Raw genomic sequence first — 23,333 nt, 5'->3', positions numbered from 1 at the left:
GTGTGGTGCCGGAGGTTCAATGCCTTCACGGCCGTGTCATGTACAACACCTCGGGCAACCCGAGTGCCGAATCACTGCGTTGGTGCCCCCGCGCGGATAGTGTTGGACGTGATCAATGTGGTCCGCCGACCGTATTTACTCGCCGGCCACGAGACACGAGCTAACAAGAAGCGGAGTCTTCCAATGGAAACGGTGCATGCCAAGGCACAGGGTTCGCAGCCCGACCACACGCCCAAGACTGTCATCGGACCGCTGACAGCACGCGATGTTGTGGTGCTGCTCGGCGGGCTGCTGGTGCTCGTAGGCTCCTTCCTCCCGATCCCGTGGAGCAAGACCGTTGCCGTCAACATGTGGATTTTCCCGGGCCTGCCCTTCCACTTTTTTGTCTCGGTACTGCTTCCCCTCGCGATTGCGGCGGGATTCCTCTGGCGTCGACTCCAGGGCCATTCGCGGGTTCGCGTTGGCTCCCTGAGCCTTGATCAGGCCGCTTCCGTGGTGGCGATCATCGCCTCCGCCTACTTCTTAAACTCCTACGTGGCCTCCATGGCCCCTGCCTACCTGATCGGGTTGTTTGGCGGCCTGGCCATGGTTGCCGGCACCACGCTGGCCAGCTACCTCGGTGCCTTCCGCGGTGATTTTGTGAGCGGCGGTGAATCGGTGCTTGGCTCCGATGTCTACCCGGTGCCCATGACCAAGAAGGAAAACAAAGATGCTGCCGCGGCAGCCGTGGCTACCGACGATCACGAAGAGTTCATCGGCGCCAGCAGCACTGGGGATTACCACGCACCGTCGGTGCCGCGGACTTCGCACTCAAGCACCGCCACCTCCGATGACGCTCACTCCGATGACGCTCACGCCGATCACGCTCACGCCGTCGTCGATGTCGATTCTCACGTTGAGGCCGACCCGGTTGCCAAGGTTGTGACCCCGGTCCCGGCGGTTAAAGCACCCGTTGTTGTTGCACCGACGTCCACTTCAGCTTCTGCTGCCGCCACTGATAGTTCCGCCGCCGATGCGGATGAGACTACCCCGGCCGAGTCGGATAATGTTCTGTCCGAGGCAGAGGTTGCCGACCCGAAGGCGAAATCCGCCGTGGCTGCCTCCGCAGCCGAGAATGATGCGAAGCTCAAGGCACCGACCACCGGGACCGAGGCTGCGCGCGAAACTCAGCTGAAGGATGTACCAGCGGTGAAGGGAGAAACATCCGACGCCCGCGCAACATCTGCCGTTTCGAACGATGAATCTGCCTCCGCCGGGTCTCCCGCTACTGAGCAGAAGCAGTCCACGAAGCTCGACGATGTCGATGTCGATGCCGTCGCAGTAAACGACGCCAAGAACACCACCGATGTCAAGGGCTCCGAAGCCCCCCAGAGTGCCGGGGCAGCGAGGCTCACCGAGTCCGAAGCTCCGAAGGAAACTGCCACGGACAGCCCACACGCCGGCGCGGAAGAATCCGACAAGCCGGCGGCATCACTCACCGCGACTTCAGCTGCGCAGAGCCCGGTGGCAAAAACTACGACCTCGGGAACCGAAGCCAAGGTGCCAACGCCCGGTGCAACATCCGGCGTGAAGCCTGCCGCTCAGCAGTCGGCTGCCGCACATCCGGCCACCAGCTTGAGCCCGGCGGCACCGGTAGACATCAAGGCCACAGCGGCACTATCGCGTGCCGACATCCAGGCGCACCAGGAGGCAGCGGAGAAGGCGAAGGCTCGGGCCGCTGCCGAGTCCGAGCAGGGCTTCGGAGCCCGCGCCGAGGTGCACGAACCGGAAGAAAAGCACACCAGCTTCTGGTTTGCGCTCAACGCCCCGCGCCCGGTGTTCCACCCCGGCAACGGAAAGCAGCTGACCATGATGCAGCCGGGTACCTGGATTCTGTGCCTGGAGGACCGTGGCACCGAATACCTGATCAACCAGGCCAACGGAACTCCCGCGGTACTGCGCAACCTGGATGACCTTCAGTTCCCGGAAAAGTAGGAATGCACAGCCAAGAAACCCCGCTGGGGCGTAAACGTCGGGCCCGGAAAATTAACCGGGTACTTGCCGATGCCTACCCATATGCGGTGCCGGAGCTCGATTTCACCAACGCCTTCGAACTCTTGGTGGCCACGGTGCTCTCCGCCCAGACCACCGATGTGCGGGTCAACGCGATCACTCCGGCACTGTTTGCCGCGTACCCCGACCCGCTGGCCATGAGTCAGGCGGCCCCGGAGGCCTTGCAGGAACTCATCCGGTCCACCGGTTTCTTCCGCGCCAAGGCCAACTCCCTGCTTTCACTGTCCAACCGTCTGGTTGATGTTTATGACGGGGTAGTTCCTGGACGGCTTGAGGACCTGGTGACCCTGGCCGGGGTCGGGCGCAAGACCGCCAACGTGGTGCTCGGCAACGCGTTTGGGGTTCCGGGCATCACCGTTGATACGCACTTCATGCGCCTGTCGAAGCGCTTTGGCTGGAGCAAGGAAAGCGACCCGGTCAAGATCGAGCATGAGGTAGCTGAGCTCTTTGAGCCGGGGGACTGGACCATGCTCAGCCACCGCGTGGTCTTCCACGGCCGCCGCGTCTGTCATGCCCGCAAGCCGGCCTGCGGCGCCTGCCCGCTGACCACACTCTGCCCGGCCTACGGGGAGGGCGAGACCGACGAAGTGAAGGCGCTCAAGCTGCTCAAATATGAGCTGGCACCGGGCCGTGAGGAGCTGGCCGCCAAGATGCGCGCCGGAGCCACACGCGTTCAATTGCGTGAAGAAGGATACGGGTTAGAAGCATGAGTGTACGCAGCGAACTACGCGAGATGATCCGGGCCAAGGCGCACCTGTCCGGGCGTGGTCCGGAAGCTGCCACCAAGATGCCTTCCACGTGGGTGTTCAACCCGCTGAATCCGACCACCGCGAAGCATGCGGCGGTGCTGATTCTCTTTGGCCGGCTGGATGATGTTCCGGCGGCCAGCGGGGTGAAATCCGTTCACGAGGACCTCGATGTGCTTTTTGTGACCCGTGCCGACACGCTGCGCAAACACGCCGGCCAGGTGGCTTTCCCTGGTGGCAAGGTGGATCCGGAGGATACGGATGCGATCGCCGCTGCCCTGCGTGAGGCCGAGGAAGAGACCGGGCTGGATCCGGCGGGTGTGGAAATTTTGGGTGTGCTGCCCGATGCGGAGCTGCCCATCACCAACTTCATCGTCACCCCGGTCATCGGCTGGTGGCACCAGACCTCCGAAGTTTTTGTGGTGGACACCTCCGAATCCTCCACCGTTTTCCGCGCCCCGGTCGCCGACCTGCTGGATCCGGCCAACCGGGTCTCCTCGGTTATTCAACGCGACGGGCAGCGCTTTTGCGCCCCGGCCTTCGACGTGGACGGCGGCTTCATCTGGGGCTTTACCGGGATCCTGCTGGATCGGATCTTCAACGACCTGGGCTGGACGCTGCCCTGGGATGCTCAGCGCGAAGTGCATATCGGCGTTGGTGGGCGGCACACGCCCTAGCGGGCCACCCGCCGGGTCCTACTTGGCCTGGTCGTAGGAATTCACGATGACGGCGGTAACCGGGAAATCCACCGGGATTCTGCCAAAGAGCAGCTCGGAGGCCGCCTTGGCCGACTCATGCACCAGCGCGATCACCGTCTCACCCTGGTCGGCCGGGACGTGGAGCATGATCTCATCGTGCAGGAAAAATACCAGCTGACCGGCATCAATGCCTGCCGCCCGGCTCGCAGATAGGCGCCTGCGCAGCTCACTCATCCAGCACAGCGCCCATTCGGCGGCGGTGCCCTGCACAATGAAGTTGCGGGTGAAGCGTCCACGGGCCCGGCCCTCGGCCTCCACGGCACGCGCTTCGGCCTCCGAGGTGGTGCGCGTCTTGGCCTTCAGCCACGCTTCGGGCGCCGGCGGGGTGCCGCGGCCCAGGAACGATGACACGCCGGCACCGGCCTCACCCTGGGCCGCTGCCCATTCCACCAATCCCACGGCCCGCGGGTAGGTGGCCTTCAACTTGGGTAACAGCCGTCCGGATTCGCCACTGGTGGCACCGTACATGGCCCCGAGCATGGCCACCTTGGCGTGCGCCCGATCCCCGCCGAAGCCGGCGTCGGCAATGCCCTGGTACAAATCCTTGCCGCGGGCGGCGGCAGCCAACGCGTCATCACGCGAGAGTGCGGCCAAGATGCGTGGCTCCAGCTGCGCGGCATCGGCGACCACCAGCACCTTGCCCGTGTCGGCCCGCACCGCCGAGCGGACCTGATGGGGGATCTGCAGTGCCCCGCCGCCATTGGAGGCCCAGCGCCCGGTGACCACTCCGCCCACAATGTAGGTGGGGCGGAACCGACCGCGATCCACCCAACGATCCACCCACACATAACCGTTGGCGTTGGCCAGCCGGGCGATCTTTTTGTAAGCCAGCAAGGGTTCGATGACCGGGTGCTTGATCTCCGTCAGTTCCCAGGCCCGGGTGTTGCTGATCGCGATGCCGGCCCGGTTCATGGCCTTAAGTAATTCCGCGGGGGAGTCGGGGTTGAGCCCCGGGGCATCAAGGAGTAAACGCAATGTTGCTGCCAGGGCTTCCATCTTCGGCGGGCGTACTCCGGGAGCGACTCTGGGGCCCAGCGCCTCGGTGAGCAGCCGATGGTGTTCGGCCACATCCCAGGGCACCCCCGCATGGGTCATCTCCGCACCGATCAGCGCTCCGGCCGATTCGGCGGCCAGCAGCAGGTTCAGCCGCTGACCGCGCTCGGTGGGCGGGACGGCGGCGCGCTGAGCCAGAAATTCTGCGAGCACATTTTCCAGCGCGGCACTGTGGTTTTTGGGTTCACCGAACAGCTCACCCTGATTCTCCGCGACCCGGGCCGGCGGCAACAGGTGGGCGGGAGCGGTGGTGGAGGGATCCGGCAGCGCGCGAATCGAATCGAGGTAGGCGCTGGGTTGAGCAAAGGGGGTATTGCGCAAAATGGTGCGGGCCAGTGAGAGGTCATGGACGCGTTCGATCATCACACCGGCGGCCAACAGCTTGGGGTACCAGCCCTGGACCGAGTCGAAGACCCAGCGCGGTTTTTTTCCCTCCAGCTCTGCCACCACCGTGGCCAGGGTATCGCCATAGACCTGAACCGGGGGAAATAATGCGGTGCCCGATCCGTCCACGATGGACACCACCGCGGTGGCTGCCTCGGCTTCGGCGTCTGACTGAGAGATGGAGTGGGTGGCCACTACCGCAAATTGCTGCACGCTCCATTCTTGCAGGCCGCACCACCGCCTTGGCATCGCGCCTCGCCTTCCCCGAACCTTCCCGCACCATCAACTGCCGTGCCTCGCTCAGACTTATCCAGTGGCGGAACTCAAGGGGCTTATGCCCGATGGTCCACCGCGACCACGCTGGGAGACATGAAGGAACCCAGCAGATTTGTCGCCCGATCCACTCCACGCCCGCGAAGCCTACAGCTGCCAGCGCTGGTTGCTGCCCGTGAACGGGATCAAGAACGCCTGATGCCGCCCGCGCCGGTGCCCGCGCTGGTGCCCGAACCCCTGCCGGTGCCCGAACCGGATCCCGAGCAGGAGGCACGAACGCTCCCGCTGCCGTCGACTCCCATCCATGGCGTCCGCGTCTCGGCGCGTGTGCCATCGGCCGCCGGAACCGCCGGGGCCCGGCCCGCCGCGTTGGCTCGCGCCGTGTTGCTCAGCCGCGATGTAGAACTGGCCCAAACGCTGGCCTCCATCGCCGTGGGGGCGGGCATCGAATTGGTCTTGGCTCACGACGGTGCCCACGCGGCGGCGTACGGCAACGAGGTTATTTTGGTGGGAGCCGACGCGGTGGCCGAGCTGGGGGCAATACCGGCCGGATGCACGCTGATCCTCACCGGCACCCAGGAACACCAAGACATCCTCTGGCGCGCGGCGGCGGCCTCACCCGGAGCACGCGTCGCGATCCTTCCACAGGCCACCGCCTGGCTCGGCGAATACCTCGGGGAACTGGGACTCCATGCTGGGCGAGCGCACGTCTCGATCGTTGCCGGAGCCCGCGGCGGCGTAGGGACCAGCACCTTCGCCGCACTGCTTGCCGCGAGCGCAACACTGTCCGGCCAGCGCACCCTGCTACTGGACGCCGATCCTCACTCTCCCGGATTCTGGCCGGTGCTCCGCGCCCGGGAGGCAGAGGGCCTGGGCTGGGAGGACCTAGAGAATTCCCGCGGGCAGCTCTCACCCGGACAACTTGCCGAAATCCTGCCGCTGGCACAGGGCACCGCTGTGCTCACGTGGATCCGCGACCCCGGCGCCTTTGTGCCATCCATGGCGCTGCTGAGCGAGGTCCTTGCCGCCTCACGGCGCATCTATGAACGCATCGTGATTGATGCCGGGCGCATCGGCTCCGTCCCGGCGGCCATGACGGCGCTGGCCACGACCCGGCTGCTGCTCTTGGGTGCCGGGTCGAGTTATGCGCAGGGTGCCGGGCAACGGTTGGGGGACCAAGCCCACCCCTGGCGTCTGATCGTCACTGGCAAACTCAGCAGCGGAACCGATACCCGCATCGTGGCACAGCGGGCGGGACTCGAATTGGCCGGCTACTTCGCCCCACGGCGTTCCATCGCGCGGGCTGCCGCGGCGGGAGGGCTGATGAACGTGCTGGTCCATCGCTCCTTACGGCGAACTGTGGCCCAATTGGGGAAGGGCTCAGAACCGGCGCAGTTCGTTGAAACCCACGAAGCGGCCGCGGCATGAGTCCCGAAGGGGCCCCGGGCCGCCGCCGCTGGGAAGCAGCCACGGCGCTGCCGATGTCGCTGGCCAACGCCGAGGTGCTCGAAGAAGTGCGTCTACGCGCCATGGGCCAGCACGGAGAACTCAGTGAGGTGGATCTGGCGTCAGCGGTACGGGCCACGGGGCGGGTCATCGGTTCAGCGAGCAGCACCGAGATGCTGCGTTCGCTCAGCGATGACATCCACGGGCTGGGCATTCTTGAACGGCTGGCCGAGGTCCCTGGCACCACCGATATCCTCATCGACGGCCGCGGACGAGTCTGGGTGGATGGGAGTAGCGGACTACACGCCTCGGATACCGCCTTCAGCGACCCCGGGCAGATTCGCGCCCTGGCGGTGCGCCTCGCGGCCGCCGGCGGGCGCCGGCTTGATGACGCACAACCCTTTGCTGACGTGTCGCTGGGCAACTACCGCATCCACGCGGTGCTGCCGCCGATCTCCACCGGCGGGCCATTGCTCTCCATCCGCATCAAGGGGAGCAAAAACCAGCCGCTCGATGCTCTGGTCGAGGACCCCGACTGGTTAGCGGCACTGAAGGCCATCGTGGCAGCCAAATTGAACGTCCTGATCTCCGGCGGCACCGGGGCCGGGAAAACCACGTTGCTCTCGGCCCTGCTGGCCACCGTGCCAGCGAACCAACGGATCGTCGTGGTGGAGGACTCCGCGGAGCTCGCCCCGGCCCACCCACACCTGGTGGGGTTGCAGTCCCGCAGCGGAAACGTGGAAGGTGCGGGAGAAATCTCGCTGGAGGTCCTGGTGCGTCAGGCACTGCGGATGCGACCGGACCGGCTGGTGGTTGGGGAATGTCGAGGAGCGGAGGTGCGTGAATTCCTCGCCGCGATGAACACCGGGCATGAGGGTGCCGCCGGAACCGTGCACGCCAACAGCGTCATCGCCGTCCCAGCGCGACTCGCCGCGATGGGTGCGCTGGCGGGAATGGACTCGGCAGCCACGGCACTACAAGCGGCCAGCGCCCTAGATGTGCTGGTTCATCTGCGCCGGGATCCGGCCACGGGCAGACGTTCTCCCATCCAGCTCGGACGCCTTGTCCTGACCACTCACGGAACCCTGGCGGTACAGCTGATCCACGCTCAAGGCAGCGAATCAGCCGACCCCGAGGCACTGACCTGGTTCCGCGAGCGGCTCGACGCAGCAGGTGAAAGGAGCCCCTGGTGATCACCTTCCTTGCCGTGCTCCTGCTGGGGACAGCGGTCTGGCTCTGGACGGCACCGGGCCCCACCGCCAAGCCAAGCCAGCAGCGCCCGGCGCCTCGGCTCCGGCGTCGAGGGCCCAGACGTTCTAACCTCGCCCTGGCCACCGAGCAAAACGCCACGTTCATTCGGCAGCTCGCGGCGTTACTTCGTGCCGGTATCGCACCGGCCGCAGCGTTTGGCCTTCTGGCGGATATCTGGTCAACGGGCACGAGCGCCGGTGATACGGACATCCAAGCGGGCTGTACCCGGGCCCTGGCCCAAATACATACCGGGGGAACGCTGCAAGAGGGCTTGGCCGCCCATGGGAGATCGCACACCCTCCTGCGTCCGGAAAATCGGCGCCTGTGGAATCGTTTGGCCTGGTGCTTTGCCATCTGCGAGCAATCCGGGGCCGCGCTCGCCGATCTGCTCGACACCCTGGCCGAGGAACAGGAAAGCGCGGCGGATATGCACAGGGCACTGCACGCGGCCCTGGCCGGACCGCGGGCCACCAGTCGGTTGCTGACGATTCTTCCCGGCATTGGGTTAGGACTCGGTCAACTGCTGGGCATCAACCCCTTCGTCATCCTCACCATGAATCCCGTGGGCCGCATCGCCCTACTCTGCGGAATCAGCCTATGGCTGGTTAACAAACTTTGGTGTGCCCGGATGCTGCGGGCCATCACGGCGAAGGTGCCATCATGAGCGCCGTGTTGGCTGCGGTGCTGCTCTGCGGAGCGGCAGTATGGATAGCACTGGGCTCCCCGACGAACCGCGGCACACCACGATCCGGACGTGGACCCGGGCAGCTAACCACATCCGGTGAATCGGAGACGGCGACAGAGCCCGAATCCGTACCGCTGGTCTTGGAGATGTGTGCGACGTTGCTGGAGTCGGGGCTGCCCCTGCGTTTGGTGCTGCGCATCATCGGGGCCAACGTTCCTGGCTACGGCTCACTGGGCAGGGTGGCTCGCGCCCTGGAAATGAACGTGGACTGGGACCGCGCTTGGACCCAGAGCAGCACCGTGGTGCGTGAACTTGAATCCACGCTGCGCTTTACACAACTGTCGGGGGCACCAGCGGCGGCACTCTTGCGCTCCTGCGCAGCCGCCGCCCGCAAACGAGGTGTTCGTGAGGCCGAGGCCCGGGGCGCGGAATTCGGCATCAAATTAGTGGTGCCGTTGGGGTTGTGCGCGTTGCCTGCCTTCATCGCCCTCGGGGTGGTGCCCGTGGTGATTTCCTTGCTTCCCCGAATATGACCCGTCATGCTTTCTAGCGCATCGGGGTTATCCCCAACCGGACCGGCGGCCGCTGCACCACCAATGGTTATCCCCGCACACTCGTAGTGAAGTTCACCGGAGCGCACCCGGCACCGGACGAGCTTCCAGATCTCCAGGAGCCCACCTCAACTCAACGTGAAGGACCCATCATGGAAAATTACACCAACGAAGCAACACCCGGCCACATCGATCTGCAGCACAACGCGGAATCGAGCACCGGTCTGCTCCACGACGAGGAAGGCAGCACCACCGCCGAATTCGCCATCGTCACCCTGGCCGCCGTCGCCTTCGCGGGACTCTTGGTCAGCATTCTCTCCAGCGGGGATGTTCGCGGGCTGCTCATGGGCCTGATCCGTCAGGCCCTGTCCTTCTAAGAACGAAGTGAGACCATCATGGCCACGAAATCACAATCCGGCAGCGCGACAGCGGAAGTGGCGGTTCTTCTGCCGGCCGTGGCCATCTTGGTGGCACTTGTAGTGGGTGTGGGCGCCGTGGGCGGGGAACAGGTCCGCATCCAGCAGGCAGCTAGTGCAGCGGCACGAGAGCTGGCTCGCGGCACCGATGAGGCACAAGTTATCGGAACCGCCCACCGGATCGCCGGGCCGCACATCAGCGTCAGCAGTTCCTACGGTGCCGGTTATGGGCACGTGGTGGTTCTCTCAGGAGTCGAGTTGCCGTTACTCGGTGAAATTCAATTGCGGGCCGAAGCCAACGCCCGCCTAGAGCAGCAACCATGAGCAGCGCCAGAAACCACACGGAGGAAGGAAGCGGAACGGTGCTCATGCTCTCGGTCGTATGCGTGGCAGCGCTCGGACTCATGGTGGTGCTGATCTTCACTTCGGTGGCGAAGGCCGGGGCCACGGCAGGAACCGCCGCTGACCTGGCGGCATTGGCCGCGGCCGATGCCGCGCGCGGGCTGGCCCCCGGTGATCCGTGCGGTGTGGCCTCGCGCACTGCCTCCGCGAACTCGGCCGCACTGGTGGGCTGCACCCGAGCTGGGCCCAGCGGAGAGGTCGTGACCGTCAGGGTCAGCGTTGCTGTTGCGCCGATCGGATGGCTACCCGATCTGACCCGAGCCTTTTCGGTCGCCCGGGCAGGACCACCACCGCAACCGTGGATATTGCCCTAAACGTGGCGGGAACTGATCCGGCGGGCCGGCGCGGGTACTTCTACTGGGGTGCCGCGTCCGCCCGTTGTGCTTCGTGCAGGATGGCGCTGAGCAACAGGACGGCTGCGGCTTTGTTCAACGGGTTGTTCTTGTTGCCGCATTTGGGCGACTGCACGCATGAGGGGCATCCGGTGGCGCACTCACAGGCGACGATGGCATCGCGGGTGGCACCAAGCCATCGGACCGCTCGATCAAAGCCGCGCTCGGCGAACCCTGCTCCACCGGGATGCCCGTCGTAGACGAAGATGGTCGGCATCCCGGTGTCCATATGTAGGGCAGTGGAGACCCCACCGATGTCCCACCTGTCACTTGACGCCACCAATGGAAGCAGGCCGATGGAGGCATGCTCGGCAGCATGCAGAGCACCGGGGAAATCTTCCGGGGTGATACCCGCAGCCAGCAGCCGCTTTTCGGGAATGGTGAACCACACCGACTTGGTGTGCAGGTCGCGAGCCTCAAGTCCGAGAGGTTCTTCCGAGAGGATTTCGTTGCTCATCACTGATTTGCGCTGGAAGGACACCACCTGGGTAGTCACCACCACTTCGCCGAAGTTCGCGGTGATCGGACCCCACGTTGCGGTGCGTTCGGTGTTGATGACCTCCACCGTGGTGATGTCCCTGGCTTGGGTGTAGAAGTCGGGGTTGGCGCGGGTGACCATGACGCAGTGGTCGGTTTCGTTGAGTTCATCCACCACGTAGGTGGCACCTTGGTGAACATAAATGGCACCGTTGTGCGCTTGGTAGTGAGTTTGCGGGGAGTCCATCGTTCCCAACAGGGCTCCGGTCTCCGTTTCGATGATGCTGACCGGTCCGCCTCCGTCGGCACGTAGGTTCACCATGGATGCAGCATGCTCGGGGTGGGTCCAGAACCAGCCAGCCGGTCGGCGGCGCAGGAATCCGCGCTGAACCAGCGAATCAAGCAACGCCGGGGCGGTGGGGCCGAAGGCGGACAAATCCTCGGAACGCAGGGGAAGTTCCTCCGCCGCAGCGCACAGGTGCCCGGAAAGCACATAGGGGTTCTCTGGGTCAAAGACGGTGGCCTCAACTCCTGCCTCAAAGATTGCTTCCGGGTGATTCACCAGATACGTGTCCAGGGGGTCGTCGCTGGCTACCAATACGGCCAAGGAGTCTTGACCTGCTCGACCTGCCCGTCCGATCTGCTGGAAAAAGGAGGCCCGAGTTCCGGGCCACCCGGCCACGAGCACCGCATCGAGTCCGGCCACGTCAATGCCCAGTTCTAGGGCCGAGGTTGAGGCAACCCCCAGGAGGGTGCCGTTGCGTAGCGATTTTTCCAACTCGCGGCGTTCGGCGGGAAGGTAACCGGATCTGTAGGCTGCGACGCGCGCTGGTAATGATGGATGGACCTGGTCGACCATCGACCGGGTAATTGTTGCAATGGTTTCGGCGCCGCGGCGGGACTTGATGAACGCGAGGGTGCGAACCTGGGAACAAACGAGGTTTGCCAACAAATTGGAGGTCTCGGCGATCACCGTGCGTCGGGTTGGAGCGCCATTCTCTCCGTGGAGATCGGTCAGCGGAGGTTCCCATAGTCCGATGGTCACAGATCCCTTGGGGGAGAAATCGTGGGTAACCTCCGTTGCCGGTGCGCCGATGAGTTTGGAAAAGGACGCAGCAGGTTCGGAACTGGTGGCTGAGGCACCGATGAAGACCGGGTTGGCACCGTAGTGTTCACAGATACGACGAAGACGCCGCAAGAGGTTGGCGATGTTCGATCCGAAGACCCCTCGATAGGAATGGGCTTCGTCGATGATCACGAACTTCAACCGACGCAACATTCTGGCCCACCAGGTGTGGTTGGGAAGGATGCCGTAGTGCAGCATGTCCGGATTCGACAGGATGAAGTTGGAATGGTCGCGGATCCAGCGTCGAGCCGATACTTCGGTGTCCCCGTCGTAGCCGGCAGCACGAACCGTGGGTAGGGAGTAGCCTTCGATGGCGCTGAGTTGGTCTGCCGCCAGAGCCTTCGTCGGGGCGAGATAGAGCACCGTGGCGTCGTTGGGAATCAGGGTGGCTTGATTCTCCAGCGAGGAGACATGAATCGCGTTCAGTGCCGGCAGCTGATAGGCCAACGACTTTCCCGATGCAGTTCCTGTGGCCACGATAATGTTGTGGCCCTCATGGGCGAGATTGGCGGCTTGGACTTGGTGGAGCCATGGCGTTTGAACTCCCGAATGTTCAAACGCTGATCTGACATCGGGGTGCACCCATTCGGGCCAGGGACCAGAGACTGCTTCGCGTGCCTCGATGATCCGAGAATGGAGCAGCGCCTTGGGGGTGGGCCCATGGCCGAGAAGGGCGATCTGTTCCGAGTATTCGTTCACTGCTTCATTGTGGCATCACCTGCGGCCCAGCCATGTCATGTAAGACAAAAGTGGTGGACCCCGCTGTCGCGGGATCCACCACTTTCATTGCTTATTAGACGAAGCTTAAGCTTCCTGTTGGCCCTCGAAAAGCACAACATTGCCCAGATCGGTCCAACCCAAGAACTTGTAGAGCTGCTGGCCATCAATGCTGGCAATCAGCAGGCCTTCTTCAACATCGTGTTCAAGGGCTAGCGAGACAAGGGTGCGCATGATGAGGCTGCCCAGACCGCGTCGGCGGAAATCCGGAGCAGTGATAATGCGGTCGAAGATCGCATAGCCGTTGACTGCCGAAACGTGGCCACTAGCGGCAACGATCGACGGGTCATCTTCGGGGTGGATAGAGACGTATGCGTGTGAATCGTCGCGCTCAATTTGGAAGGCAAAGCCTTCGGCGGGCAAAGGCGCCTCGACATCGTGGCCGACCATTTCGGTCACCATCAGGATCTCATTAGCGTTAATTACGGTAAGACCAGCCGCCTGAGCGGCGTCGATGAGGCTCGACGTCTCGTTGGCGAAGGCAGTTAGCCGACGCTTGGGGTGCTTGTTGAGCGTCTCAGCGACGGCCACCAATTCCTCATTGGACGGTTCATAGATGACGTACTCCCAATCACCGGAAGTGTCGTGACGAAGGGCAGCGTGAACGCGGCCCTCATGCCGACTTTCGTAGCCTCGAGCACCGGCCCAGCCGGTAACCCATGTGCCAATTAATTCATCGCTTGCAGTAGATCCCATACATCGACCCTACCCCGTGAACAACCTACTTGCAGTGCATTTATGACAACTGTTGCAAGCTTGAAACACAGTGTTTACCCGGTGATGGTTGCCACTTCACGCGCACACCAGTGGTTTTAGGCCCTACCCTTAATAGCGTGTCGCAGAACCGAATTGTCTTGTATTACGCATTTACTCCACTTGCCGATCCAGAGGCTATACGCCTGTGGCAGCGGGCCCTGCTCGAACGGTGGAACCTTCGCGGTCGCATCATCATTTCCAGCCAGGGGATCAACGGAACCGTTGGCGGTGAAATCAAAGATGTAAAGGCCTATGTGAAGGCCACCCGGGAGTACCCGCCATTCAAAAAAATGGATATCAAGTGGTCCGACGGCTCAGCCGAAGACTTCCCGAGAATCTCGGTCAAGGTTCGTGACGAAGTGGTGTCCTTCGGGGCTCCATCCGAGCTCGAAGTCGACGAGAACGGTGTGGTCGGCGGCGGCGTCCATCTCAAGCCCGAAGCCCTGCATGAGTTGGTGGAAACCAAAAAAGCAGCCGGTCAAGAGGTGCTCTTTTTCGACGGGCGCAACGCCTTCGAAGCGCAGATTGGCAAGTTCAAGAACGCCATCGTTCCAGACGTCGAAACCACCCATGATTTTATTGCCGAGATCGAATCGGGCAAGTACGACGATATGAAGGACCAGCCGATCGTCACCTATTGCACCGGTGGTATCCGCTGTGAGGTGCTTTCCTCGCTCATGGTTAAGCGTGGCTTCAAAGAGGTTTACCAAATGCAGGGTGGCATCGTGCGTTATGGCGAGACCTATGGAGACAAGGGCCTGTGGGAAGGATCACTTTATGTCTTCGATAAGCGCATGCACATGGAATTCTCCGAAGATGCCGTGACAATCGGGAAATGTGTTGGCTGTTCGGCACCCACGAATAAGTTCGAAAACTGTTCCAACCTCACCTGCCGCAATCTTCGTCTTTTCTGCGCGGACTGTGCTGCCAACGACGAATTGCGCCAGTGCACCGAATGCGTGCCCGAACCGAAGGGCTCACTCGTCCAATAGAGCGGTTCGATAGGTGGCGATCTGCCGATGATCTCCACGATATGACGTGCCGTTAGTCGCCAAAGGGTCGTCATCATGCCCGCCGATTTGCCCCGGGACTTCGGCGACGAACTCTGGGTTACGTGCTTGGCATGATCTCTGGCCACATGCCAGCGGTTCCGTCACCGGGCTCCAGCATTTCGCTTTCGGTGTGGAAGATCTGCAGTCCGCGGGCCAGATAGTTCGCCAAGGCTGCAGGTCCATCCAGCGAACAGGTATGTACCCAGATTCTGCTCACCGGTGGGAAGGATGCCCAACGCGCGTCAAGATCCCAAGCCCGTGCCATCCCCTCGGATAAGAGTGCCCCGCCCAACCCGTGACCAATGCTCTGTGGAAAGAGCCCAAAGTACATGATTTCCACCTCGGTCACCGATCCTTCGACCCGGCCGACCAGCTCTATGTATCCGGCCGGTGCACCATGAAGGTAGACGACGTACGTTTCAACTCCTGGGGCTTCAAGCAGGGAGCTCCACTCGGCGCGAGTTAACGACAATCTGTCGGACCAGTTCCAGCCACTACCCACACCCTGGTACAGGTACTTGCTGAACTCCGGAGTCATGGCCTCGACGCGCTCGATTCGTGCCCCTGCAGGCAATGTTCGTGTGCTTGGACGGAGCTCGGCGACGGAGAGTTGCTGCAAGTGGGTGGTGGTGACCTCAATCATGAGTTCTATCTTAGGCATCGCCGTCCCGTGCCGGGGAGCTGATCGCTAGACTGTGAAGCGTGACTTCCACCGAAAACTTTGCCCAAGTTCCCGATGCCCCGCGCAGTGACGATGTCAGGCTCCTTGAGCATTTGGCCGGTGATTTGCGCCGCGCCGCATTCAACCATGAGGCGATCACCGAGTTTCTCGGTGACACCGCGCACGATGCATTGCTCCGCGATCAGCTCATTCCGGCGCTACGCACCCTCGCGGTGTTGGATGCCCCCACGCCGCTGAGCACCACCCTGGGCTTGTTTATGCTCGGCGTCGAGGTGCCGGAGGGCGAACTTGCTGCTGCCTTCCCGGCCACGGGGATCGCAGGGCTTCACGGCCTGGGCCTGATCGAACCGGCAGAATCGGGAGAACTCTGGCGTGCACGCGTTGATTTGCGCACCCATGCCTCCGATGCTGATGAGGAAATTTGGGTAGCCAGCGATTTGGGTGCCCACCAGCGTGCCGGGGTACTGCGCCACGATCACGTGCTGGGCATTGGCCAAGCGTCCTTGACCCTAGCTCAGACCACCGTGCGCCCGCAGGTCCGGTACGCCCTGGATTTGGGCACCGGATGCGGCATCCAAGCTTTTCACTTGCTGTCTCACGCAGACAGGGTGGTTGCCACAGATATTTCGGCACGTGCATTGGGGTTCACCCGCTTCAATTTATTACTCAATCACCAAGCGTTGGCCATCGATCCACATGACCTGCAGGCACGTGTTGACCTGCGTTTGGGGTCCCTATTAGATCCGGTGCGGGGTGAAGAGTTTGATCTGATCGTCTCCAACCCGCCCTTTGTAATCACTCCACGTTTTGCCGGCGAACAGGATGCGGATCGTTTCACCTACCGCGACGGTGGGATGCCCGGCGATACCCTGGTGTCCACGCTTGTCAGCTCCCTTCCCTCGATTCTTGCCCCGGGCGGAAGCGCCCAAATGCTGGCCAATTGGGAGATCACCGAAGCGGTGGATGAGGAGCAGTCTCGGGACTGGACCGCCGGCCCGCGTTCCTGGCTCAGTGCCGATACCGAAGCCTGGTTCATCCAGCGTGAAATGGTCAGCCCAACCGAATACGCCGAGACCTGGCTGCGCGACGCTTCGCAGGGCAGGGACCCGTTGGCGTTTGCCGAGCAATACGGTGCCTATCTCGATGACTTTGCCTCACGTAATGTCGGGGCCATCGGTTTCGGCATGGTCTGGTTGCGCCGGCCCGCCGAAGGAAAAAACGGGATGGGAGTCAACTTCGAAGCGATCGGTTATCCCATCGAACAGCCCATCGGTTCGTACCTGACACGCGACATTTCCGTGGCCGATGAATTGGCCGCTCGTGATGTTCGTGACCTGCATTTGGTGGTGGCCGAGGACGTGACCGAGGAACGCCACCAGCGACCGGGTGCGGAGCACCCCGGCGTGATCTTGTTACGCCAAGGTGCAGGTTTACGGCGAACCGAAATATTGGACACCGCACTGACCGGGTTTGTTTCTGCCTGCGATGGTGATTTGAGCGTATCGTCACTAGTCATCGCGCTTAATTCGTTGATTGGCGAGGGCGATCCTGAGTTTTCATCGCGGCTACATGAAGGAGTTGTCCGGCTTATTAAGCACGGGTTTCTTTTGGAGATGCGAAACAACCGCTAAAGTTTTTTGATATGAGTCAGAACACATCCCCGGAGGCAGGCGTAAAAACCGTCAGCGTGTCCCCGGCGCCCGCCGCACCGGTGTCGATTAGCGACCCGCAAGCCATCCGCGCCCTTGCCCACGAGGCGAGACTGACGGTGCTGGAAGAACTTTTTGCATCGCAGGCAACACGCACCGCTACGGAACTGGCCACGCGCTGTGCTCTGACTCCGAGCGCCATGAGTTATCACCTGCGTGCCCTGGAGAAATACGGTTACGTGATCCGTGCGGCAAGCGAGGGTGATGGCCGCGAACGCCGCTGGAAGGCAGCCGGCAGCCAACTGGTGCTCGGCTCACTCTCGGACTCGACCAGTGCGAAGAACGCCTACCTCAACGTGCAGCTCAACGCCTTCCGTGACCGACTTTCGGCGGAGATTAACCGTCGTGATAAAGAACGCAAGGAAGGTCACGAACCTGCGCCGGATCGTGCTCCGGTACTGACCACCGGTGTGGTGTTCCTCTCCGAGACTCAGCGCAAGGAATTCATCAAGAAGGTCTACGACCTGCTGTATGAGTACGAGGATTTGGCTGAACCCGAGGCCCGTGGCGTGGATGGGGACCGGCTCTACTATATGCTTTCATTTCTCCCCGAGATCCGCCCCGAAATGGGTGACTAGGTTCCTCTTGTGGGCCGGGAAAACGCTATTTGAGGTTCCCAGCTTGCCGAGGTGCGCAAAATTGCGGCTAACCTAGATCAGGGAATGTGCTGTGCGCCCACTTTGGTGCACCACTGGTTGCTAATAGGAGTGCTGTGCCCGCCAAGGCCAAGGAAAAGACCGGTATGAAGCTCGTGATCGTGGAGTCTCCTGCTAAGAGCAAATCTATCGCCAAGTATTTGGGCGATGGATTTGAAGTTGATGCCTCGGTGGGGCACATTCGCGATTTGGCGCAACCCGCCGATCTGCCCACGGAGATGAAAAAGGGTCCGTACGGCAAATTTGCCGTGGATGTCACCAACGACTTCGACCCCTACTACGTCGTATACCCGGATAAGAAGAAGCGTGTGGCCGAGCTCAAAGCGAAGCTCAAAAATGCCGACGCACTTTATCTCGCAACCGATGCGGACCGCGAAGGCGAAGCCATCGCGTGGCACCTACTTGAGGTGCTTAAGCCCAAGGTTCCGGTCTACCGCATGGCCTTCACGGAGATCACCCAAGAGGGCATCAACCGTGCCATGGAAAATATCCGCGAACTCGACACCGACCTGGTTAATGCCCAGGAAACCCGTCGAGTGCTGGATCGTCTTTACGGTTACGAGATCTCCCCGGTGCTCTGGCGCAAGGTGGCCCGTGGACTGTCCGCCGGTCGCGTGCAGTCAGTGGCAACTCGCCTGGTGGTCGAGCGCGAACGCGAACGCATGGCGTTCCGCAACGCCTCCTACTGGGACTTGACCGGAACCTTCGCCACGAATGCCGGCGAATCCTTCGGCGCAAAGCTCTCCAGCGTTGACGGTGCCCGCGTGGCCACCGGCCGCGACTTCACCGACCGCGGCGAACTGAAGACCCCTAAGTCCGGCTCCGTCGCTCACCTGGACGAGGCCGGTGCCACGGCACTGTCCAACGGCCTGGCCGAGGCCGATTTTGCCGTGACCTCGGTGGATGAAAAGCCCTACACCCGTCGACCCGCGGCTCCATTCACCACCTCAACGCTGCAGCAGGAAGCCAGCCGCAAGCTGCGCTGGAGCTCAAAGTCGACCATGCAGGTCGCCCAGCGCCTGTATGAAAACGGCTACATCACCTACATGCGTACCGACTCGGTATTCCTGTCCAACGAGGCAGTGAACGCCGCCCGCAAGCAGGCTGCAGAACTCTACGGAACCGATTCGGTGCCGGATAAGCCACGCGTTTACAAGGCCAAGAGTGCAGCGGCGCAGGAAGCCCACGAGGCCATCCGCCCCGCCGGTGACTCCTTCCGCCGCCCGGCCACCGTCCGTGCCCAGCTCTCGGCCGATGAGTTTAGGCTCTACGAACTGATCTGGAAGCGCACCGTCGCCTCGCAGATGTCGGACGCCAAGGGCTTCACCGCCACCATCAAGCTGGCCGGTGAAGCCACCACGGGGCAGGTCGCAGAGTTCTCCGCCTCCGGCACCGTGATCACCTTCCGCGGCTTCATGGCCGCCTATGAGGAAGGCCGGGACGCAGCCCGCGAGGCCGAGGCTGCCGACGCGGCAGAGGAAGCACGCCTGCCCCAGCTCAAGGTCGCCGACCCGTTGGCTGGCACCGGCATCGACGCCATCTCCCACACCACCTCCCCGCCGGCGCGCTACACCGAAGCCTCGATCGTCGCGGAGCTTGAAGCCCGCGAGATCGGTCGCCCCTCGACCTTCGCCCCGACCATCTCCACCATCATGGATCGCGGATACGTGACCAAGCGTGGCGGCGCCCTGGTGCCCAGCTGGATCGCGTTCTCCGTGGTGCGCCTGCTGGAGGAGCACTTCGGCAAGTACGTCGACTACGACTTCACCGCACGCCTGGAAGATGACCTGGATGAGATTGCGCACGGCCAGAAACATCGCACCGCCTGGCTGAAGGACTTCTACTTCGGTTCCGAGGCCACCGGCGAGGCCGGCCTGGAATCGGTGGTGAACAACCTGGGTGACATCGACGCTCGCGCCATCAACTCCATCGACATCGCCCCGGGCATCGTATTGCGCGTGGGCAAGTTTGGCCCGTACCTTGAAAAGCCGTTGCCCGCCGATGCCCCCGAGGGCACCGACCCGCAGCGTGCCAATGTGCCAGAGGATCTGGCTCCGGACGAGCTCACTGCCGAAAAGGCCATCGAGCTGATGGAGCAGCAGGGTCCGAGCGAAAACGTGCTCGGTGTTGACCCGGAGACCGGGCGCACCATTGTGGCCCGCGACGGACGCTACGGCGCCTACGTCACCGAGGTCATCGTGGAGCCCACGGTCGAGGAATTGGCCGCACTGCCCGTTGAGTACTACAAAAACGGCAAGCCCAAGCCGCCGAAGAAGCCCGTTAAGGCCAAGCCGCGCACCGGTTCGCTGTTCAAGACCATGAGCGTGGAATCGGTCACGCTGGAGGAGGCACTGCGCCTGATTTCGCTGCCGCGGGTGCTGGGAGTCGACGCCGAGGGTGTGGAAATCACGGTGCAGAACGGCCGCTTCGGGCCCTACCTGAAAAAGGGCACCGACTCGCGCTCCATCGGCACCGAGGAAGAAATCTTCACCATCACGCTGGAAGAAGCGTTGGAGATTTACGCAACGCCGAAGGTTCGTGGCGCGCGGGCGGCCGTGCCGCCGCTGGCCGAGTTTGGTGTGGATCCGGTGTCGGAGAAGAACATCGTGGTCAAGGAGGGACGTTTTGGTGCCTACATCACCGACGGCGTCACCAACATCACCATCCCGCGGGACACCACGCTGGAGGAGCTGACCCGGGAGCGGGCCATCGAGCTATTGGCCGACAAGCGCGCCCGTGGACCGGTCAAGCGCAAGACCGCTGCCAAAGCCCCTGCCAAAAAGCCGGCCGCCAAGAAGGCTCCGGCCAAAAAGCCAGCGGCCAAGAAAACTAGCAAGTAGCCCTCGCTAGCGAGGACCGAGCAAGAGCATGAAGGGCACAGAATGAGGCTGGGCGTACTGGATATTGGATCGAACACGGTCCATCTGTTGTTGGTTGATGCCTATCCGGGCGCCCGCCCCGTGCCCTTTGCCTCGCACAAGCGGGCCCTGTCGTTGGTGTCTTTCCTGGATGAAAACGGGGCCATCAACGACGCCGGGCAAACCGAGTTGTTGGACTTCGTGCATGAGGCCGCACAATTTGCCATCAATCATCATGCCGAGGACCTGTTGGCCTTCTGCACCTCCGCCATCCGTGAATCGGCCAATGGTGAGATGGTGCTGGCTCGGGTCGTAAATGAGACCGGTGTCCAGCTCACCGAGCTCACCGGTGAACAGGAAGCCGGCATGACCTTCCACGCGGTGCGCCGCTGGTTTGGCTGGAGTGCCGACACCATCTTGAACCTGGACATGGGTGGCGGTTCCTTCGAACTCGCCCTGGGCGGAGACGAATTTCCCACCGTGGCGCACTCGGTACCACTGGGTGCTGGACGGTTGACCCGCGAATGGCTGCCCGAGGATCGTCCATCGATCCAACGGCTCAAGGAAATGCGCCACTATGTGCGCGAGGTTTTGGCCGAACCCGCGGAGGAGCTGCGCCAATTTGGCAAGCCGTCCATGGTCACCGGCACCTCCAAAACCTTCAGATCCCTGGCCCGGATCACCGGTGCTGCGCCCAGCGCCGATGGACCCTATGTGAAGCGCGTGCTGCGCGCCGATTCGCTCAAGCTGTGGACCAACCGGCTGACCGCGATGAGCTGGGATGAGCGGGTGGAATTGCCGGGAGTCTCGGCGATCCGTGCCCCGCAGCTGCTCGCCGGTGCCGTCGTCGCTCTGGAAGCCATGAACGCGCTGAAGGTTAAATCCCTGCGGATCTGCCCGTGGGCACTGCGTGAGGGTCTGATGTTGCGCCGTTTTGACCACGTTTTATTTGACTCCACTGCGCCGCTCAGTAGTAGCGTGGGTGTTGGTGAAGTTGCCTTGGGTAGGGCCTCGGCTCTGTCCTTGGCGCAGGGAAGCACCGTTCTTTAGGACCGAAATATAAGGGGCACGTTCCATGATTGATTCAGGTACACAGGGCAGCGCCCCCATTCCCGTTGCGCTCTCCAGCGCCTCGGTTTATCCGCTGAACGTCCATGACGCCTTCTCCGTGGCCCACGATTTGGGCTACGACGGAGTGGAGGTCTTGGTCACCGGAAACCAGATCTCGCAGGATGCCGCGGCGCTGAATCGGTTAGCCGAACGCTACGAACAACCCATCATGGCCATCCACGCGCCCACGCTCCTACTGACCCAGCAGGTCTGGGGCACCGCGTGGAACAAGATCGAATCGGCGGCAGCGATGGCCGTTGAGGTGGGTTGTGATGTGGTGGTGGCCCACCCGCCCTTCCGTTGGCAGGGTACCTACGCCACCGAATTCGCCACCGGCATCCGCCGGATCATGGAGGAGTACGGGGTGAAGATCGCGGTGGAGAACATGTACCCGTGGCGCGCGAGGGGACGCGAGGCAAAGATGTATCTGCCGCACTGGAACCCGATCCCCGAACCCTATGAGTTTGTCACCTGGGATTTCTCCCATTCGGCGATCGCCGACATGGACTCGGCCGTGGCCTTCCGCGAGCTGGGGCAACGACTGAGCCACGTGCACCTGTGCGACGGGATGGACAACGGCAAGGACGAGCACCTGGTGCCCGGCCGCGGCACCCAACCGGTGATCGAAGCGATTCAGTACCTCCGTGATGCCGCCTGGGACGGTGTGGTGGCCGTGGAGGTCTCCACCCGTAAGGCCAAGGGCGCCGGAGAGCGCGAGGCCTGGCTGGGCGAGACGCTGGAATTTGCTCGTCGCCACCTATCCCAGGTGAGCACCGGCGCGCAGAGCGGGACACATTCGATCTAGGCTCCCGGGAAGCCGTGGAAGAATGGGCAGATGACTTCAGCGCCTTCAACTTCTGCCCGTATCGAGAACAAACTTGCCTTCCTGGGCACCGGTTCCATGAATGGGGCGGTGCTGCGCGGCATCATCGCCTCCGGATATGACCCGCAGGCGATTACTGCCACCCTGCGCAGCGATGACAAGGCCGAGGCCTTGCGCGCCGAAACCGGTGTCACGGTGTTGATTGGTGCCCAAGATCCAGAGGCCAACCTCAAGGCGGTGCAGGATGCCGACATCGTCTTCTTGGGTGTAAAGCCCGTGGGCATCACCGCGTTGTGTGACGAAATCAAGGATGCCCTGAAGCCCACCGCCGTTATCGTGTCGGTTGCCGCGGCCATCACCATCAGCATGATGGCCGAGCACCTGAATCCGGGACAGCCCGTGGTGCGTTCGATGCCCAATACGCCGCTGAAGGTTGGTGCCGGCGCGGTGGGCGTTAGCGCCGGGGAATCCGTCTCCGCGGACGCGCTGGAGGCCGTCGTGCAGCTGTTTGCCGGATCCGGTGTGGTGCACGTGGTTCCGGAGTCGCAGCAGGACGCAGTATCCGCAATCAGCGGCTCGGGACCGGCGTACGTGTTCTACCTAGCCGAGGCCATGGCTGCGGCGGGCGTCGAACTGGGCCTGGAGCCCGCTCTGGCCACCGATTTGGCCCGTGCCACCGTTGCCGGGGCGGGAAAGATGCTTTCCGATGCGCAGGCGGACCCTTCTGCTCTGCGTCGGGGCGTCACCAGCCCCAACGGCACCACCGAGCGGGCCATCGCGGCCTTTGATGAGACGAACCTTTCTCAGATCATTGCCCGCGGGGCGGCAGCAGCAGCCGCACGTGCCGCTGCCATCACCAAGGAACTGGCTTAAGCACCACGGCACTAGCTTAACAAAA

21 protein-coding genes are annotated in these 23,333 nt (G+C 62.8%); 17 read left to right on the top strand and 4 right to left on the bottom strand.

Going from position 1 to position 23,333, the window contains the following annotated elements; genetic code table 11:
• The first annotated feature begins 183 nt into the window (after window positions 1-183).
• Genes HED64_RS00660 through HED64_RS00650 form a run of 3 tightly spaced genes read left to right on the top strand, consistent with a single transcriptional unit; the run spans window position 184 to window position 3,475 of the window.
• On the top strand, window positions 184-1,974 hold the full coding sequence (locus HED64_RS00660; RefSeq protein WP_168150227.1) for a hypothetical protein: 1,791 nt from the start codon (window positions 184-186) through the stop codon (window positions 1,972-1,974).
• A 2-nt stretch (window positions 1,975-1,976) separates the two neighbouring features.
• Window positions 1,977-2,762 (top strand): endonuclease III, encoded by a 786-nt coding sequence (gene nth, locus HED64_RS00655; protein WP_168150226.1) that lies wholly within the window; start codon window positions 1,977-1,979, stop codon window positions 2,760-2,762.
• Entirely contained in the window at window positions 2,759-3,475 is a 717-nt protein-coding gene (locus tag HED64_RS00650; RefSeq protein WP_168150225.1) for an NUDIX hydrolase, read from the top strand. The genes nth and HED64_RS00650 overlap by 4 nt, the downstream gene beginning before the upstream one ends.
• Window positions 3,476-3,493: 18 nt before the next feature.
• Here the strand turns inward: HED64_RS00650 and HED64_RS00645 are convergent, their stop codons facing one another.
• The gene (locus HED64_RS00645) at window positions 3,494-5,206 is read right to left on the bottom strand and encodes a bifunctional 3'-5' exonuclease/DNA polymerase (protein WP_342590618.1); all 1,713 of its coding nucleotides are present in this window, start codon (window positions 5,204-5,206) and stop codon (window positions 3,494-3,496) included.
• A gap of 156 nt (window positions 5,207-5,362) precedes the next feature.
• On the opposite strand from HED64_RS00645, the gene HED64_RS00640 reads away from it, so the two are divergent.
• From HED64_RS00640 to HED64_RS00610, 7 genes are all read left to right on the top strand, one after another.
• Window positions 5,363-6,694: a CpaE-like family protein gene (locus HED64_RS00640; RefSeq protein ID WP_168150224.1), complete on the top strand. Its 1,332-nt coding sequence runs from the start codon at window positions 5,363-5,365 to the stop codon at window positions 6,692-6,694.
• Window positions 6,691-7,905, top strand: a complete 1,215-nt coding sequence (locus HED64_RS00635) for a TadA family conjugal transfer-associated ATPase (RefSeq protein WP_168150223.1) — start codon at window positions 6,691-6,693, stop codon at window positions 7,903-7,905. Before HED64_RS00640 ends, HED64_RS00635 begins: the two co-directional genes overlap by 4 nt.
• Window positions 7,902-8,627 (top strand): type II secretion system F family protein, encoded by a 726-nt coding sequence (locus HED64_RS00630; RefSeq protein ID WP_168150222.1) that lies wholly within the window; start codon window positions 7,902-7,904, stop codon window positions 8,625-8,627. Before HED64_RS00635 ends, HED64_RS00630 begins: the two co-directional genes overlap by 4 nt.
• A complete protein-coding gene (locus HED64_RS00625) occupies window positions 8,624-9,181 on the top strand; it encodes a type II secretion system F family protein (protein WP_168150221.1) in 558 nt (185 codons plus the stop codon). The genes HED64_RS00630 and HED64_RS00625 overlap by 4 nt, the downstream gene beginning before the upstream one ends.
• Before the next feature lie 170 nt (window positions 9,182-9,351).
• On the top strand, window positions 9,352-9,576 hold the full coding sequence (locus HED64_RS00620; protein ID WP_168150220.1) for a DUF4244 domain-containing protein: 225 nt from the start codon (window positions 9,352-9,354) through the stop codon (window positions 9,574-9,576).
• Window positions 9,577-9,594: 18 nt separating this feature from the next.
• Window positions 9,595-9,939 carry a TadE family type IV pilus minor pilin gene (locus tag HED64_RS00615; RefSeq protein ID WP_168150219.1) on the top strand — a complete coding sequence of 115 codons (345 nt, stop codon included), beginning with the start codon at window positions 9,595-9,597 and terminating at the stop codon, window positions 9,937-9,939.
• On the top strand, window positions 9,936-10,331 hold the full coding sequence (locus HED64_RS00610) for an Rv3654c family TadE-like protein (protein ID WP_168150218.1): 396 nt from the start codon (window positions 9,936-9,938) through the stop codon (window positions 10,329-10,331). The genes HED64_RS00615 and HED64_RS00610 overlap by 4 nt, the downstream gene beginning before the upstream one ends.
• 40 nt (window positions 10,332-10,371) lie before the next feature.
• Here HED64_RS00610 and HED64_RS00605 read toward each other — a convergent pair whose 3' ends face one another.
• On the bottom strand, window positions 10,372-12,711 hold the full coding sequence (locus HED64_RS00605; RefSeq protein WP_168150217.1) for a DEAD/DEAH box helicase: 2,340 nt from the start codon (window positions 12,709-12,711) through the stop codon (window positions 10,372-10,374).
• Window positions 12,712-12,816: 105 nt separating this feature from the next.
• Window positions 12,817-13,485: a GNAT family N-acetyltransferase gene (locus HED64_RS00600; RefSeq protein ID WP_132359017.1), complete on the bottom strand. Its 669-nt coding sequence runs from the start codon at window positions 13,483-13,485 to the stop codon at window positions 12,817-12,819.
• A gap of 137 nt (window positions 13,486-13,622) precedes the next feature.
• Here HED64_RS00600 and trhO point away from each other — a divergent pair, with 137 nt between their 5' ends.
• Window positions 13,623-14,537: an oxygen-dependent tRNA uridine(34) hydroxylase TrhO gene (gene trhO, locus HED64_RS00595; RefSeq protein ID WP_168151067.1), complete on the top strand. Its 915-nt coding sequence runs from the start codon at window positions 13,623-13,625 to the stop codon at window positions 14,535-14,537.
• A 118-nt stretch (window positions 14,538-14,655) separates the two neighbouring features.
• Here the strand turns inward: trhO and HED64_RS00590 are convergent, their stop codons facing one another.
• On the bottom strand, window positions 14,656-15,240 hold the full coding sequence (locus HED64_RS00590) for a GNAT family N-acetyltransferase (protein WP_210149127.1): 585 nt from the start codon (window positions 15,238-15,240) through the stop codon (window positions 14,656-14,658).
• Between the two features lie 59 nt (window positions 15,241-15,299).
• Between HED64_RS00590 and HED64_RS00585 the strand changes: the two genes are divergently transcribed.
• The 6 genes from HED64_RS00585 (at window position 15,300) to proC (ending at window position 23,308) form a co-directional block, all read left to right on the top strand.
• Entirely contained in the window at window positions 15,300-16,910 is a 1,611-nt protein-coding gene (locus HED64_RS00585) for a DUF7059 domain-containing protein (protein ID WP_342590617.1), read from the top strand.
• A gap of 11 nt (window positions 16,911-16,921) precedes the next feature.
• Window positions 16,922-17,566 carry an ArsR/SmtB family transcription factor gene (locus HED64_RS00580; RefSeq protein WP_168150215.1) on the top strand — a complete coding sequence of 215 codons (645 nt, stop codon included), beginning with the start codon at window positions 16,922-16,924 and terminating at the stop codon, window positions 17,564-17,566.
• A gap of 134 nt (window positions 17,567-17,700) precedes the next feature.
• Window positions 17,701-20,484: a type I DNA topoisomerase gene (gene topA, locus HED64_RS00575; protein WP_168150214.1), complete on the top strand. Its 2,784-nt coding sequence runs from the start codon at window positions 17,701-17,703 to the stop codon at window positions 20,482-20,484.
• 42 nt (window positions 20,485-20,526) lie between these two features.
• Complete coding sequence (locus HED64_RS00570) at window positions 20,527-21,552, top strand: Ppx/GppA family phosphatase (protein WP_168150213.1); 1,026 nt, start codon at window positions 20,527-20,529, stop codon at window positions 21,550-21,552.
• A gap of 25 nt (window positions 21,553-21,577) precedes the next feature.
• Window positions 21,578-22,417 carry a sugar phosphate isomerase/epimerase family protein gene (locus HED64_RS00565; protein WP_168150212.1) on the top strand — a complete coding sequence of 280 codons (840 nt, stop codon included), beginning with the start codon at window positions 21,578-21,580 and terminating at the stop codon, window positions 22,415-22,417.
• 30 nt (window positions 22,418-22,447) lie between these two features.
• Window positions 22,448-23,308 (top strand): pyrroline-5-carboxylate reductase, encoded by an 861-nt coding sequence (gene proC, locus HED64_RS00560; protein ID WP_210149125.1) that lies wholly within the window; start codon window positions 22,448-22,450, stop codon window positions 23,306-23,308.
• Window positions 23,309-23,333: the final 25 nt, after the last annotated feature.

Source organism: Paeniglutamicibacter terrestris (assembly GCF_012271785.1).
Lineage (GTDB): Bacteria > Actinomycetota > Actinomycetes > Actinomycetales > Micrococcaceae > Paeniglutamicibacter > Paeniglutamicibacter terrestris.
This window is presented reverse-complemented; position numbering and strand designations above follow the sequence as displayed.